This window comes from Brucella sp. NBRC 113783, assembly GCF_040372265.1.
Lineage (GTDB): Bacteria > Pseudomonadota > Alphaproteobacteria > Rhizobiales > Rhizobiaceae > Brucella > Brucella teleogrylli.
Genome location: NZ_BAABRX010000002.1, coordinates 890,891 through 904,715, shown reverse-complemented (window position 1 = coordinate 904,715; position 13,825 = coordinate 890,891). Strand labels below are relative to the sequence as shown.

The following is a 13,825-nucleotide window of genomic DNA, read 5'->3' as shown; positions in this document are numbered from 1 at the left end:
TTCCGAAAAGTGTGAAACGGTTTTCGGAGCAGATGTGCGTCTAATGTGGCGGCTGACGGCGTCGCCATTGCATTTTGAAGGAGAGGGAAAACGTCAATGGGCAGACGGGCTTATGACAAACTTGCGAAGATTTGTGCATCTCTGAAGACCTCTGAACAGGAACTGGCTTACGCGCTCGGCATATCGCGCATCGCGCTAAAGGCAATCCATCGTCCAGATACCCCCCTTTATCTGCGTCTGGCGCTTGCTGCACTCCTGTCGGAAATCGACCCGGATAAGGTGCTGAATGCGACGCATTCGCCTCCTGCAATGGAAGTGCCAGTGCATCTTCTGTAACCCCGATAGAAAGTCTCAAGTCATCCCCCAGGGCTGAGGATAGTATCGTGACTAAGTTTTACGTCCTGCTTTTTCTGATAGGTCTTGTGAGTTACCCGCAACTGGCCGCTGCGGCCTGTTCGGGTGCTGCCAGCGCTGCCGATCTGGCAGCGCAAAGGCAACTATCCGCCCTGCGCGCCATGGAGCGCGGGCGTGGCTGCAAGGGTGATGGCGGCGGGGGCTTGTTCAATGCCTGCCGCGATCTGTCGGTGCGCATTGCGGAAGTGCAGCGGCAGATTTCCGCCGGGCTGGCCGCAAGGTCATGTTCCGAACCATCGGCCACGACACAACGCAGCGCGCGACTGGATCGGCCAAAGGTGACACCGGCAGCTGTCACGTCGAATGCGACCGAGAAACCCAAATCCTGGGCCGGCAAAGGCGCACTGACCTATTGCGTGCGCCTTTCGGACGGTTATCTGTTCCCGGCGCCGCACTCTCAATTCGACAAAACGGAAAGCACAACGGAAACGCTGGCTCAATGCCGCTTCATCTGCCAGAACGAGAGCGTCGATCTCTATGTTCTCAATGATGTGAATGGCGAAACGGCGGATATGATTTCCGCGACCAGCGGCAAGTCCTATGCGGAACTGCCGACGGCCTATAATTATCACGAGAGCAGCGATTTCAAAAAATGCGACTGGGCGGGTTATGTCGCCAAGGTCAGCGAACTGCGCGCCAGCAGTCGGTCGGCGAGAGCCATGCGCAATGTCGTGATGCCGATGCCGGACAGCCGGCCGAGCCGCAATGCCGATATGGTCGATACGGTTGCGACGGCAACCTTTGCGCCGCTGACGGACCGAAAGGTGCGGGTGGTCGGCCCGGCCTTCATCTTCGATCAGGGCATAGCACCGGAAACTGTCCAGCAGTAGCTGCGAGCAGGACCGGCGCTGGTCCAGTCCAGAAAATCGCCCCGTGGATAACGACAAGATATGGCGCGGGGGCGCTTTTCTCCATTGGTTGTTTTTCACCCCCCTATGTCCTAAGAGGTGCGCGACAAGGGGGCTGAAGTGAAGTGCTATTTGATAAATCTGGAGCGGAGCCAGGACCGTCTGGCCTATATGGCATCCCAATTTAATCGCATGGGTCTAGAATTCGAACGTGTTGAGGCTGTCAATGGTCGGGTTATGCCCGAACAGGAGCTGGCTTCATTTAACACGTTCAGCAAAAACTGGCCCGATCCGCTTTCGCCAGCGGAAATTGGCTGTTTCCTGTCTCACCGCAAGTGTCTAGAAATTATAGCGACCGGTATCGATGCTTACGCGGTCATTTTTGAAGATGATATCAAGCTGAGCAGCGGGGCTGCGCAGTTGTTGCCTTCAGACAAATGGATACCGAAAGACGCGGATATTATCAAAATCGATGCCTACGGGCATGAGGTCTTGATATCCCGTTCGGTTGCAAGCGAAGGACCCTATGCGGTGGCGCGGCTTCGCTCCAGACATTTGCTGACGGGAGGCTACGTCGTGTCTCGCGACGCTGCGCGCAAACTTCTGCCGCTTATGCAGAAAGCGCCTGCTCCCATCGATCATTTCCTGTTCGACCCCAATGATGGTCCTTTCGACGAATTGAATATCTACCAGATCACGCCAGCCATTTGCCGACAGGCAGGATTGGAAAGCACGATCGGCAAGAACCGACGTGAGCAAAAGCGGCCGGCGCTTTTTCGACTGGTCATACGGGAATTGAAAAGGTTCGGGACGCGCACAATGCGCAATTCCCTCGGCTTATGGGTGAACTTCACCAAAACCGGACGTTGGGGCCCCATTCCCTATGACCACGATATCCGATAGCCAGTGAGCGGGCCTTCAGGCCCATCAATATTTAGCGGGCCACTTGTCATCGGATGAGTCGGCATCACAACGGCAGCTCTAAAGCCGTGCGAAAGGCTGCGAGCGCAACTACCTACGATGATGTTGGAAAGAGAATTTTTCGGTAGCGGTTAGCGAATGGTAGCGGAGGAGGGATTCGAACCCCCGACACAAGGATTATGATTCCTCTGCTCTAACCTACTGAGCTACTCCGCCACGCGTCGCTTTGCAGAAGTTTTGTCGTCGCCGTTTCCGGTGGGACAAAGCATTGTTCCTGCAAGGAATGGCGGCGGTATATGTGGGGAATGAAACCCTGTCAAGCACTCTTCGCACAGGTTTCGTCTTGTTTTCCATCATTTGCACCGATAAGGAACTGTGCATAAGCAAAGGCATAGTTTCATGGCACCTCGTATTGCGGTTTTGGGTTGCGGCTATTGGGGCGGCAACCACATTCGTACCCTGAAGAGCCTCGGCGCCCTTCAGGCGGTCTCCGACGCCAACCCGGCAAATGCCGAACGATTCGCTTCCGAATTTGGCGTTCCCAATGTTCCGGTTGATGAATTGTTCACCCGTCCCGACGTGGACGGCATCGTTCTGGCCCTGCCTGCACAGTTCCACGCGCAATATGCGACCGAAGCTGTGAAGAACGGCAAGGATGTTCTCGTCGAGAAACCTATTGCGCTCGACGTCCCTTCGGCGGAAGCCGAAGTTGAAGCCGCGCGCGAAAATGGTCGCATCTTCATGGTCGGCCATGTTCTGCGGTTCCATCCGGCCTTCGAAAAGCTTCTCGACATGGTCAAGAGCGGTGAACTCGGCGATATCCGCTATGTTCATTCGCATCGCGTCGGTCTTGGCAAGTTTCACGCGCAGTTCGATGCGCTGTGGGACCTGGCGCCGCACGATCTGTCGATGATTCTCGCCATCACCGGCGAAGAGCCCAGCGCCATTCGCGGCGAAGGCACGGCCATCATCGACCATCTGAACGATTTTGCCCATGTTCATCTGGAGTTCCCGGGCGGCATTCGCGGGCATCTTTTTGCCTCGCGGCTCAATGCCTATCGCGAGCGGCGCCTGAGCGTGACCGGCACCAAGGGCATGGCCGTTTTCGACGACGGCGAGCCGTGGGACCGCAAGCTTGCCTTCTACAAACACGAAGTCTGGCGGGAAAACGACCAGTGGGCTTTCAAGTCGGCAGAGCCGATCTATATACCCGTCGAGGAAGGCATGCCGCTCACCCGCGAGTTGCAGCATTTCCTGCATTGCATCGAAACCCGTGAAACCCCGCGGACTGACGGCAAGGAAGCCATCAGTGTCTTGCGGATCTTGACCGAAGGTTCGGTGCAGCACACCAGATAAGGCGTTCGCGGACGGAGCTTTACGTTTCGTCAAGCGGTGTTACAGCATTCGCAAAACTTTGAACGCCCCGGCCATGGCAGGACGGCGCGCAAGCGAATAAATAGGTGCCAAGGATTCGCACGTTGGTTCGTGCGAGGCCAACTCTATGGAGCCAACATGCAGTTTATTGATCTTGGGGCGCAGCGCGCGCGTATCGAAGACCGTCTCAATGCCGCCATTTCCAAGGTTGTTGCGGAAGGCCGCTATATTCTCGGGCCTGAAGTGGCGGAGTTCGAGAAGAAGCTCGGAGAATATCTGGGCGTTGAACATGTGATCGCCTGCGCCAATGGCACCGACGCCTTGCAGATGCCTCTGATGGCGCGCGGCATCGGTCCCGGCCATGCTGTTTTCGTTCCGTCCTTCACCTTTGCTGCGACTGCGGAAGTTGTGGCGCTGGTCGGAGCAGAGCCTGTTTTCGTCGATGTCGACGCCAACAGCTACAACATGAATGTCGAACAGCTTGAAGCTGCCATTGCCGCTATCCGCAAGGAAGGCCGTCTGGAGCCGAAGGCAATCATTCCGGTCGATCTGTTTGGACTTGCTGCCGACTATAACCGCATCACCGCGATTGCCGAGCGCGAAGGCCTGTTCATCATCGAAGACGCTGCGCAGTCCATCGGCGGAAAGCGCGACAATGTCATGTGCGGCGCATTTGGCCATGTGGGCGCGACCAGCTTCTACCCGGCCAAGCCGCTCGGTTGCTATGGCGACGGTGGCGCGATGTTCACCAACGATGCCGAGCTTGCGGATACGCTGCGTTCGGTGCTGTTCCACGGCAAGGGCGAAACCCAGTACGACAATGTCCGCATTGGTATCAATTCGCGTCTGGACACGATCCAGGCTGCCGTTCTGCTGGAAAAACTTGCGATTCTCGAAGACGAGATGGAAGCGCGCGATCGTATCGCCAAGCGTTACAACGAAGCGCTGAAGGATGTGGTGAAGGTTCCGGCTCTTCCCGCTGGCAACCGTTCTGCCTGGGCGCAATATTCCATCGAAAGTGAGAACCGCGACGGGTTGAAGGCGCATCTTCAGGCCGAGGGCGTACCGTCGGTAATCTATTATGTGAAGCCGCTGCATCAGCAGACGGCCTATAAGCATTATCCGGTTGCGCCGGGCGGCCTGCCGGTTTCTGAAGCTCTGCCATCGCGCATTCTGAGCCTGCCGATGCATCCCTATCTGTCGGAAGCCGATCAGGACAAGATCATCGGCGCCATCCGTGGTTTTCACGGTAAGAAGGCCTGATCTGATCAGTTCGTTGAAGAAAAAACCCGGCGAAAGCCGGGTTTTTTATTTGCCAGTTTTTTCCAGCCGTTTTTCGACGCGTTTGGCGACGAAGCGGGCAATCGCCGGTCCGGCGAAAAGCACCACGAAGAACCGGCTTGTCTGCATGGCGATGATGAAGGGCAGGTCGACATTGGTGGATGCCGCGATAATGGCAACTGTGTCTGCGCCACCGGGGCTTGTCGCGAGGTAAGCGGTGAGGGGATCAAGATCGAGCATATGGCCAAGCGCCATGCCGAACAGACCGCAGACGGCGATCAGGATCAGTGTCGAAGCCAGAACGGCGGGAAAAGCCCGCGCCGCATGGGCGATGATTGCGCGTGAGAAGCCAAGCCCGATGCGCCAGCCAATCAACGTATAGCTGATGGCCAGCAGCCATGGCGGCAGATCGATGGTTATGACGCCGGTATCTTGCAGGATCGCGCCCAACACCAGTGGCACCAGCATGGCGCCCGTTGGTATGCGCGAGATATGCCCCAAAAAGGCACCGCCAAGGACGAGAAGCAGCGTTGCGCCGAGGCTGGACGGGTTGAGCGGTGGGAACCAGTCTACCGCGGCAGGGGCCGCCATCTCCACGCCCGCGCCAAGGCGCACGACGAGCGATGCCGTGGTCGCGACCAGCACGACGCGGAGATACTGCATGAAGGCGACGAGGCGCGCATCCGCGCCGAAGGATTCCGCCATCAGGGTCATGGCGGTGGCAGCACCCGGTGACGAACCCCACACGGCGGTGGTTCCCGGCAGGACGCGGAACCGCGCCAGCAGATAGCCGATCAGTGTGCTGGCAAAGAGCACGAAGAGCATCGAGACCAGGATAATCGGCAGGTGCCTGCCCATATTGGAGAAGAACTCGGGCGTGATGGCGCGGGCAATCAGCAGGCCGACCACCGCCTGCGCAAGTGTCGAAAGCTGGCTGTGGACGCGCACGGTACTTTCGCCAGCCGCCATCAGGATGCCGCCGACCATTGCGCCCAGCAGCAGGGCTGCCGGAAGATGCAGAACTTCGCCTGCAAAAATCAGGACAGCCGACACCAACAGAAGCAGGCCCCACTGGAGCAGCTTCGGGATTTTCCTGAAATTGAATTTGTCTGGGGCTGGTTGAAGCCCTGAGGGGGCGGATTTCTGCATTGCCCTTCTTCCCTACATGCGGGTGAGGCGGGATGCAAACCAAGTTTCCATGACTGCGACGGCGTTTGTTGGTAACGGATTGCCGTTCGGTGGGCAGGCTATGCATAGACGAAAAGACGCCGCCCCTCGCAAGAAGGGCGGCGCCTGAAAAAGAACAATCGTTTTGCCGTGGATCAGCCGATCATGGCGCGACGCTGATTGGCCGGGCGCTCGACGACTTCGCGTGGCGCCTTGCCGCCGTCGCGCTCCTCCAACGCTTCCGCCTTGGAGAGTTCGATCTCGGCCACGGCCAGTTCTGCCTCGGCTGCTTCCTTCTGCGACATCAGATCGCCGATCGAACCGAACAGGTTGTCACGCCGCTGGCGTGCAGCCTTGGCGAAGGTCGGATAGGCGAAATGATTGATATCGGTGATGCCAGCCTTCTTTTCTTCCGACAGGATCTGAGCGTCGAGTTCCCCCGCCATTCGCTCGAACTCGCCGATCATCAGGTCAAGCTGGCCCAGTTGACGGCGCTTTTCCTTCACCTGGAACAGTTTAAGCCTCACCAGGCTTTCACGTGGCTTCATACGCAATACTCCTTGAACACCAACCAGCTTCCATGTGTTGGGGCGTTCCCCCCGGACTTGAAGCACAATCGTATCGACTTCATTTCAAGTCGATCTGATTGGGCTTTATTAACAGGTGTGAATAAACAAAAAACGTCCGTTCACACCGCGAATCCCCCGCGAATCCAGCCCCTACAGGGGGAAAGCGTCGCGGCCGTTGTCAGAAATCACCGTTTACAACGAAACAAAAAGTTAAGATTTTGCTCGTTTGGTAACCATTCCTTTACCGGCGAGGTTAATCATACGCGTTAGGACTTAAGGCTCGGTAAACCTAATGTGCTTTTTGAGCAACAGGTGAAAGCTAGAGTCGAATGAATCGCTTAGCGAAGATTCTTAAAGCGATGCTTTAGAGTCAGGGAGACGTGAATCTCTTTATGATTCAAATCGCTATAAGAATTTTCTAAACAGGGCATAAATATGCTTGCCAACCAGAATCATATTTTGTTAACCATTTGCTGGCACCTTCATACAGAGGCAACGACGGTTCCGTGTGCCGCCTTGAGGGACATCTGGTCGGCTGCGGAAAGGGGATAAGAGATGCGCGTCCTTTTGATTGAAGACGACAGTGCTATCGCACAGAGCATTGAGCTGATGCTCAAGTCCGAGAGTTTCAATGTCTACACGACCGATCTGGGCGAGGAAGGCATCGATCTCGGCAAGCTTTATGACTACGACATCATCCTGCTGGATTTGAATCTGCCGGATATGTCTGGTTACGAAGTTCTTCGTACATTGCGCCTTTCCAAGGTGAAAACGCCGATCCTGATCCTCTCCGGCATGGCCGGCATTGAGGACAAGGTTCGCGGCCTTGGCTTTGGCGCCGACGATTACATGACCAAGCCTTTCCATAAGGATGAGCTGATCGCGCGTATTCATGCGATTGTTCGCCGCTCGAAGGGCCATGCACAGTCGGTCATCACCACGGGCGACCTGATCGTCAATCTGGACGCAAAGACGGTGGAAGTTTCCGGCCAGCGCGTTCACCTGACGGGTAAGGAATACCAGATGCTCGAGCTTTTGAGCTTGCGCAAGGGTACGACGCTCACCAAGGAAATGTTCCTCAACCACCTTTATGGCGGTATGGACGAGCCGGAACTGAAGATCATCGACGTCTTCATCTGCAAGCTGCGCAAGAAGCTTGATGCGGTTTCCGGTAGCCAGAGCTACATCGAGACCGTCTGGGGCCGCGGCTATGTGCTGCGCGAGCCGGATGCCGAACTGCGCGAAAGCGCCTGATCGGTCCCGGCCTTACGGTCAACGAACAAAAAAGCTCCGCTTCGGCGGAGCTTTTTGCTTTTGGTCCTATTGGATCAGGCAGTCTTATCGCGGCGTTTCGCCAACAGTCGGGCGAGGGCGTTTTTGCGGCTCGGTGCTCATCAGAAGAGCGAATTGCTCGGTGAGATAAGCGCGGTCGAAGGGCTTCAATATATAGCCATCGGCGCCGGAACGCTTGGCGCGCATGATGCGCGTGACGTCGAGCTCATAGAGGCAAACGATAATGCGCGGATGCTGGCCGTCGGGCAGGGCGCGCAGGTCGGGAATGACTTCAAGGGCCGTCATATCCGGCAGATCGAAATCGAGAAGAATGATATCCGGCATGCGCGATGCGCAACTGTCGAGCGCTTCATGTCCGGTGGAGACTTCGGCAAATTCTGCAATGGAATCGGTCAGGATACGGCGCGCGACCTTGCGGATGACGGATGAATCGTCAACCAGCAGGCAATAACCGGCCATCGCTTCGTCTCCCATCGACTTTCCCCCAGAGCGGCAACGAAGCTGCCGAAACATCTTACCGCGACACGATATTTGCCTGCTGTCTTGTCAGCAGGAGCGCGGGCGGTCCCGCGCGCCTGATACGCTTACTCGGCGGAGAATACGATATCTTCTGCGGTTGCGTGAATGGAAATCGTCATGCCGGCTTCTTCAGCGAGCAGCAGGGTGTAATAAGGCTGGACGGAATGCGCGTCGATCGGCTCTTCCGGGGTGGCGCCGGAATGCAGCTCCAGGAACTTCGGCGGAACACGCAGCATGCGGCCCTTGACCGTGATGACAAAGCGCGGCTCTGTATCACCGCCTTCCAGGCGCACGGCCAGCGAGCCGCCACGCGGGATCGCGCCATTGGCGATCAGAAGCATGTTGAGCAGCAGCTTCACCTTGTTCTTCGGCAGAAGTACGCGGGTGCCTTCCCAGGTCAGCTCCGGCTTTTCATTCTTGAAATATTCGGTGGCGACAGTCTGCGCGTCGCCCGTGTCGATCTGCACGCCTGCCGAACCGGCGGCGCCAAAGGCAATGCGGGCGAACTGGAGGCGGGCCGAAGCGTTGCGGGCGCTCGACTTGATCAGCGCCATCGCATCTTCGTCTGCGCCGCCTTCTTCCAGCAGTTCAAGACCGTTGTTGATCGCGCCAACCGGCGAGATTATGTCATGACAGATCCGGCTGCACAGAAGCGCACCGAGGTCGAGTGCGGAAAGGGTAACGGGTAGTGGCATGGCGCTTTCTCCGGAACGCGGATGGACCCGGCTCCGCGGCGCTTCGGCCGGACGGTCGCGTCCTGATCGGTTAACGAAACCGCACGTAAACCTGTCGTTTCCCGCGCGGCATGATGGCGGGCGAATCGCCCTGAATGTCGGTTTAACTGGATACACGCCATGCTGGAAAGCCGCAACAAAGCTGTCTTTTTCGAAAGCCGGATCGCCTGTCGTGCGCTAATGTTTTCCGCGTCGGCTTTTCGCCTTTCAAACGCCAATTTCGTTTCATAAAGATTTGGACAACATATTAGCGCGTACAATATGCGCGATTCGACGCGAAAGCCCGGAAGAGGCAGCGTCATGCTTTTAACAGGGCGTCAGACAGAGAAGCGGTAGCCAGAAGGAATTAAAAATGGCCATACCATCCCTGTCGCAAACCAGTTTCCGCAATGCGGCGTATTCTATTGCGTTTCTTGCGGCACTGATTGTCTCCATCCTCGCTCTGCCGCATCAGGCACGGGCGCAGAACACCTACACCGCCGAGGAAATCGTCGATTCCGGTCATCGGTTTTTCGGTTCGGCTTCAGGCGGACTTGCCAGCGCTGTCGAAAAAGCGTTCCAGAGCTTCGGCCTGCCGAACGGCTATGTTCTTGGCGAAGAAGGTTCCGGCGCTTTCATCGGCGGCCTGACCTATGGCGAAGGCACGCTTTATACGAAGAATGCCGGTGACCATAAGACCTACTGGCAGGGGCCTTCCCTTGGCTGGGATTTCGGCGGTCAGGGCTCGCGCGTCATGATGCTCGTCTATAATCTGGACGATATCCAGAACCTCTACGGTCGCTATGCGGGCGTTGCCGGTTCGGCCTACGTGGTCGCAGGCGTCGGGTTCAACGTGCTGAAGCGCCAGAATATCGTGCTCGTACCGATCCGCACCGGCGTCGGCGCAAGGCTCGGCGTGAATATCGGCTATCTGAAGGTTTCAGCTGCCCCGACCTGGAATCCGTTCTAAGTCGTTGTGAATTGCTGGTTGCGCGAAGGCTGTTCTGCACCCGGAATGTTTCGGTGCTAGAAAGCCTTTTGCGCATTCCAGCCCTATGCGCTACCATCGCTTGATGGTTCTGTTTGGCTGCAAAAAGCTCAACTTCGTGTGAAACCTTGATCCAGTCGGCACTTTTCTTCCTGCTTGGCGTTCTTGTGACGGTTTTCGTCCTGATCCTGCTCGGGCCATCGGTCTGGCGGCGCGCTTTCTTTCTGGCGCGACGGCAGGTTCAGGCCGAGTTGCCGATTACGCTTGCGGAAATTCGTGCAGACAAGGACGGTTTGCGCGCCGAATTTGCCGTGGCCATCAGCAAGCTGGAGCAGCAGTTGAAGCGGGAACGCCAGAAGGCTGCCGAACAGGCCGTCGTGCTTGGCCGCCAATATGAAGAGCTGAAGCGCATTCCCTTGCTTGAGGAAGGCCAGTCCGCCATTGAAAAGAAACTGGCTGAACAGGATCAGATGCTGTCGGACGCCAGGGCGTCCCGGCAGGCGGCATCGGAAAAGTCTGAAATCCTGCAAGCCGAGCTAGAACGAATGCAAAGCCATTACACTGCGCTGGAGGGGCTTGCGGATACGCTGCGTATCGAGATAAGCGCTAACGAGGCCGAACGTGGCCGCTTGTCGAGCGAGATGACAGAAATGCGCCGTGACCGTAAGGAAGCAACTGCCCGCTATAACGAGCTTTCAACGCAGCTCACTTCGGCGCAAACGGAATTGAAGAGCGAGAAACGCCGGAATGGCGATTTGCAGCAGAAGCTGGAAAAGCTGATTTCCGAACTATCGGATGCACAGGAAAAGCTGGAACGTTTTTCGCGTGGTGGTGCCGTGGCCCATGCGCTGACCGATACGGATCAGGCGGAGATCATGCGCCAGAATGCAGCTCTTCGCGAAGAAATGGCGGAGCTTGCTGCGCGCATGGTCGCTGCAACCGCTGAAAAGGAAGGCCCCGATTCGCCCATTCATGGCATTCTGCAAGCGGCAGAAACAGCGGGCGGCCAAAGCGTGAAGAATGGCAAAGCCGTTTCCAAAAGTCTGGCAAGCCGCATTCAGGAATTGCCCAAAGCCTGATCGATCCCTGATCCGATTCTGATTCAAAAACACCGGGCCAGAGCGGTTACGATTAAGACGGAATCGTGGAACCGCACTATCTATTTGTTTTTACGCATTATCCTGCGCATCGAAGCGGGACCAGAAATCAGTCCAGTGGACTGATTTCCCCGCGTAGGCGCTACGCACTTTTGCTGGAAATGCTTCAAATGCGTCTGGCCGGTGTTTCTGTTGTTTGGCGATTCGTATCAGCCGTTGGTGATCACGTCCGACCAATCGGGGTGACGCGTTGCCTGCGCATGCATGAAGCTGCAACGCGGAATGATTTTCCAGCCATTACGGCGCGCATCAAGAATAGCGTTCTTGGCCAGCGCCTGTGCGGCACCTTTGCCACGCATCGCTTCCGGCACGCGCGTGTGATCGACGGAAATGAGGGACGGCCCCAGCCTGGTGTAGGTCATTTCGGCTTCGCTGCCATCCAGCGACGCCACATAGCGTCCGCCATCGGAACTGTCTTCCTTGCGAATGTCGATATTTCCGCTCATGCCATCCTCCAGTGTGAACGCATACAGTCTTCAACATAGCACTACAGTTGCATTCTTCGTGATGCCGGACTGCAAAGAGCAATTTTCTGCGTTCCGGTGCTCACGTACCTTGAAGTACGCTCCGCTCCGGTACTCGAAAATCACTCTTTTCGCCACGGCCTGACGAATTTGCAACTGTAGTGATAGGAATGAATTGCGCAAACAAAAACCGGCCCAGTGGGCCGGTTTTCAATTTATCAGATCCATAGGCCGGATTGGCGCGGATGATTGAACACAAGGGTTCAATCCCGGCCCGATCCATCAGTGCCGATATTGCTGAATTCTGGTCGTCCTGAGACCGGCGAGACCATGCTCGTCGATTGAGGATTGCCAGCCAAGGAACTCCTCCACCGTCAATGTATAACGCTGGCATGCCTCCTCAAGGCTCAGAAGCCCGCCGCGAACAGCAGCGACAACTTCGGCCTTGCGGCGGATGACCCAGCGCCTTGTATTGGCGGGGGGAAGGTCCGCAATGGTCAGCGGGCTGCCATCGGGACCAATTACATACTTTATACGCGGTCTTACCAGATCGGTCATTGTACTCTCTACACAACACTCAAGGACCTAATCGAGTGTGAGACTAGCGCCACAGCTTTAAAAATTACCTAAACCGCCGGTAACACTCTGGTAACACTTGAAAAAATTTTGACGAAAAATGAGCCGACCGAAGCAATTCGGCCATTTTTCTGCGAATTTCACGGGGAAGTGTGGGGGGCCGGGTCGCAATTCGACCAATGTTTATTCTGCGACACCTTGGCAAATTGCCGCAGTTTCGCCTATATAGGCCTTAGAAATCTGAATTTCGAGAAGCAGGGCGCATGCCCGGAAGCTGGAATCAATCATGAGCCTGAACAGCCTCGATCTGCCGGGAAAGCCGGAAGACACGCGCGTTGTCGTCGCCATGTCGGGCGGCGTCGATTCATCTGTTGTGGCCGGGATTCTCAAACGTGAAGGTTATGACGTCGTTGGCGTGACGCTGCAGCTTTATGATCATGGCGCAGCAGTTCATCGCGCCGGCTCCTGTTGTGCAGGACAGGATATCGAAGACGCCCGCCGCGTTTCGGAAAGCCTCGGCATTCCCCACTACGTCCTCGATTACGAAGCGCGTTTCCGCGAAGCCGTGATCGATCCGTTTGCGAATTCCTATGTCAGCGGCGAGACGCCAATCCCATGCGTTTCCTGTAACCAGACGGTCAAGTTTGCTGACCTTCTCCAGACCGCGCGCGATCTTGGCGCCGACGCTCTGGCGACCGGGCATTATATTCGCAGCCGTGCAAATGGTGCGCATCGCTCGCTCTATCGTCCCGTCGATACCGACCGCGACCAGAGCTATTTCCTTTTTGCGACCACGCAGGAGCAGATCGACTATCTGCGTTTCCCGCTCGGCCATCTGCCAAAGGCGCAGGTGCGTGAAATCGCCGAGGAAATGGGCCTGACGGTTGCCAAGAAGCAGGATAGCCAGGATATCTGCTTCGTGCCGCAGGGCAAATATTCCGACATTATCTCCCGGTTGAAGCCGGAAGCAGCCAATCCGGGCGATATCGTCCATATCGACGGTCGCACGCTTGGCCGTCACGACGGCATTGTGCATTACACGGTCGGCCAGCGCCGCGGCATCGGCGTGGCCACCGGCGAGGCGCTTTATGTCGTGCATCTCGATGCCGCCAATGCGCGCGTCATCGTTGGTCCGCGTGAGGCGCTGGAAACGCACAAGGTGTTCCTGCGTGATATCAACTGGCTGGGTGATGGCCCGATCAGTGATCTGCCAGAAGGTGGAATGGAAGTTTTCGCCAAGGTTCGCTCCACGCGTCCGCCGCGCCCTGCCGTTCTGCGTCATGGGGATGGCAAGACCTGGGTTGAACTGGTCGATGGCGAAAGCGGTATTGCTCCGGGACAGGCCTGCGTGCTTTATTCCGACGAAAGCAATACGGCACGCGTCTTCGGCGGCGGCTTCATTGGCCGGTCCGAACGCGAACCGCAGGCGGAAGAAATGCTGCGCCGTCTGGTGGCCGGAACGGCAAACGCTTCGGCAGCCTGACTCGTTTCAGAAGCGATTGAAAAACATCAAGGCGGGTGTGAAAGCGCCCGCCTCTTTC

The 13,825-nt window shown here is 56.9% G+C and carries 15 protein-coding genes and 1 tRNA gene; 9 read left to right on the top strand and 7 right to left on the bottom strand.

Annotated features, from left to right (window positions below; genetic code table 11):
- The first annotated feature begins 96 nt into the window (after positions 1 to 96).
- The 3 genes from ABWW11_RS09670 (at position 97) to ABWW11_RS09660 (ending at position 2,165) form a co-directional block, all read left to right on the top strand.
- Entirely contained in the window at positions 97 to 336 is a 240-nt protein-coding gene (locus tag ABWW11_RS09670; RefSeq protein WP_319080631.1) for a hypothetical protein, read from the top strand.
- A 47-nt stretch (positions 337 to 383) separates the two neighbouring features.
- Positions 384 to 1,244: a DUF2865 domain-containing protein gene (locus tag ABWW11_RS09665; RefSeq protein ID WP_235858888.1), complete on the top strand. Its 861-nt coding sequence runs from the start codon at positions 384 to 386 to the stop codon at positions 1,242 to 1,244.
- Between the two features lie 138 nt (positions 1,245 to 1,382).
- Positions 1,383 to 2,165 carry a glycosyltransferase family 25 protein gene (locus ABWW11_RS09660; protein WP_124915832.1) on the top strand — a complete coding sequence of 261 codons (783 nt, stop codon included), beginning with the start codon at positions 1,383 to 1,385 and terminating at the stop codon, positions 2,163 to 2,165.
- 157 nt (positions 2,166 to 2,322) lie between these two features.
- Here the strand turns inward: ABWW11_RS09660 and ABWW11_RS09655 are convergent.
- Positions 2,323 to 2,399: transfer RNA gene (locus ABWW11_RS09655), tRNA-Met, on the bottom strand.
- A 183-nt stretch (positions 2,400 to 2,582) separates the two neighbouring features.
- Between ABWW11_RS09655 and ABWW11_RS09650 the strand changes: the two genes are divergently transcribed.
- Positions 2,583 to 3,539 (top strand): Gfo/Idh/MocA family protein, encoded by a 957-nt coding sequence (locus tag ABWW11_RS09650; protein ID WP_109369546.1) that lies wholly within the window; start codon positions 2,583 to 2,585, stop codon positions 3,537 to 3,539.
- A 156-nt stretch (positions 3,540 to 3,695) separates the two neighbouring features.
- Entirely contained in the window at positions 3,696 to 4,820 is a 1,125-nt protein-coding gene (locus ABWW11_RS09645) for a DegT/DnrJ/EryC1/StrS family aminotransferase (protein ID WP_109369545.1), read from the top strand.
- A gap of 45 nt (positions 4,821 to 4,865) precedes the next feature.
- Here ABWW11_RS09645 and ABWW11_RS09640 read toward each other — a convergent pair whose 3' ends face one another.
- A complete protein-coding gene (locus ABWW11_RS09640) occupies positions 4,866 to 5,987 on the bottom strand; it encodes an AbrB family transcriptional regulator (protein WP_109369544.1) in 1,122 nt (373 codons plus the stop codon).
- 173 nt (positions 5,988 to 6,160) lie between these two features.
- Positions 6,161 to 6,553, bottom strand: a complete 393-nt coding sequence (locus ABWW11_RS09635; protein WP_078338800.1) for a flagellar export protein FliJ — start codon at positions 6,551 to 6,553, stop codon at positions 6,161 to 6,163.
- 576 nt (positions 6,554 to 7,129) lie between these two features.
- On the opposite strand from ABWW11_RS09635, the gene ctrA reads away from it, so the two are divergent.
- A complete protein-coding gene (gene ctrA, locus ABWW11_RS09630) occupies positions 7,130 to 7,828 on the top strand; it encodes a response regulator transcription factor CtrA (protein ID WP_078338799.1) in 699 nt (232 codons plus the stop codon).
- 84 nt (positions 7,829 to 7,912) lie between these two features.
- On the opposite strand, the gene ABWW11_RS09625 is transcribed toward ctrA, so the two are convergent.
- Together ABWW11_RS09625 and chpT are read right to left on the bottom strand one after the other, a co-directional pair.
- Entirely contained in the window at positions 7,913 to 8,341 is a 429-nt protein-coding gene (locus ABWW11_RS09625) for a response regulator (protein ID WP_109369543.1), read from the bottom strand.
- A 110-nt stretch (positions 8,342 to 8,451) separates the two neighbouring features.
- Positions 8,452 to 9,081, bottom strand: coding sequence for a histidine phosphotransferase ChpT (gene chpT, locus ABWW11_RS09620; RefSeq protein ID WP_109369542.1), 630 nt, complete (start codon positions 9,079 to 9,081; stop codon positions 8,452 to 8,454).
- 391 nt (positions 9,082 to 9,472) lie between these two features.
- Here chpT and ABWW11_RS09615 point away from each other — a divergent pair, with 391 nt between their 5' ends.
- Entirely contained in the window at positions 9,473 to 10,069 is a 597-nt protein-coding gene (locus ABWW11_RS09615; protein WP_109369541.1) for a DUF1134 domain-containing protein, read from the top strand.
- A gap of 170 nt (positions 10,070 to 10,239) precedes the next feature.
- Positions 10,240 to 11,166, top strand: a complete 927-nt coding sequence (locus ABWW11_RS09610; RefSeq protein ID WP_319080632.1) for a hypothetical protein — start codon at positions 10,240 to 10,242, stop codon at positions 11,164 to 11,166.
- A 227-nt stretch (positions 11,167 to 11,393) separates the two neighbouring features.
- Here the strand turns inward: ABWW11_RS09610 and ABWW11_RS09605 are convergent, their stop codons facing one another.
- Positions 11,394 to 11,690, bottom strand: a complete 297-nt coding sequence (locus ABWW11_RS09605) for a GNAT family N-acetyltransferase (protein WP_109369539.1) — start codon at positions 11,688 to 11,690, stop codon at positions 11,394 to 11,396.
- A 300-nt stretch (positions 11,691 to 11,990) separates the two neighbouring features.
- Positions 11,991 to 12,266, bottom strand: coding sequence for a CtrA inhibitor SciP (sciP, locus tag ABWW11_RS09600; protein WP_010659559.1), 276 nt, complete (start codon positions 12,264 to 12,266; stop codon positions 11,991 to 11,993).
- Between the two features lie 304 nt (positions 12,267 to 12,570).
- Here sciP and mnmA point away from each other — a divergent pair, with 304 nt between their 5' ends.
- A complete protein-coding gene (mnmA, locus tag ABWW11_RS09595) occupies positions 12,571 to 13,767 on the top strand; it encodes a tRNA 2-thiouridine(34) synthase MnmA (protein ID WP_180917913.1) in 1,197 nt (398 codons plus the stop codon).
- Positions 13,768 to 13,825: the final 58 nt, after the last annotated feature.

What these genes read in the sequence shown, in the direction of transcription:
- ABWW11_RS09605 (WP_109369539.1), bottom strand. Translation starts at nt 11,690, where the DNA reads ATGAGCGGAAATATCGACATTCGCAAGGAAGACAGTTCCGATGGCGGA.
- chpT (WP_109369542.1), bottom strand. Translation starts at nt 9,081, where the DNA reads ATGCCACTACCCGTTACCCTTTCCGCACTCGACCTCGGTGCGCTTCTG.
- ABWW11_RS09625 (WP_109369543.1), bottom strand. Translation starts at nt 8,341, where the DNA reads ATGGGAGACGAAGCGATGGCCGGTTATTGCCTGCTGGTTGACGATTCA.
- ABWW11_RS09650 (WP_109369546.1), top strand. Translation starts at nt 2,583, where the DNA reads ATGGCACCTCGTATTGCGGTTTTGGGTTGCGGCTATTGGGGCGGCAAC.
- sciP (WP_010659559.1), bottom strand. Translation starts at nt 12,266, where the DNA reads ATGACCGATCTGGTAAGACCGCGTATAAAGTATGTAATTGGTCCCGAT.
- ctrA (WP_078338799.1), top strand. Translation starts at nt 7,130, where the DNA reads ATGCGCGTCCTTTTGATTGAAGACGACAGTGCTATCGCACAGAGCATT.
- ABWW11_RS09670 (WP_319080631.1), top strand. Translation starts at nt 97, where the DNA reads ATGGGCAGACGGGCTTATGACAAACTTGCGAAGATTTGTGCATCTCTG.
- ABWW11_RS09635 (WP_078338800.1), bottom strand. Translation starts at nt 6,553, where the DNA reads ATGAAGCCACGTGAAAGCCTGGTGAGGCTTAAACTGTTCCAGGTGAAG.
- ABWW11_RS09615 (WP_109369541.1), top strand. Translation starts at nt 9,473, where the DNA reads ATGGCCATACCATCCCTGTCGCAAACCAGTTTCCGCAATGCGGCGTAT.
- ABWW11_RS09640 (WP_109369544.1), bottom strand. Translation starts at nt 5,987, where the DNA reads ATGCAGAAATCCGCCCCCTCAGGGCTTCAACCAGCCCCAGACAAATTC.
- mnmA (WP_180917913.1), top strand. Translation starts at nt 12,571, where the DNA reads ATGAGCCTGAACAGCCTCGATCTGCCGGGAAAGCCGGAAGACACGCGC.
- ABWW11_RS09645 (WP_109369545.1), top strand. Translation starts at nt 3,696, where the DNA reads ATGCAGTTTATTGATCTTGGGGCGCAGCGCGCGCGTATCGAAGACCGT.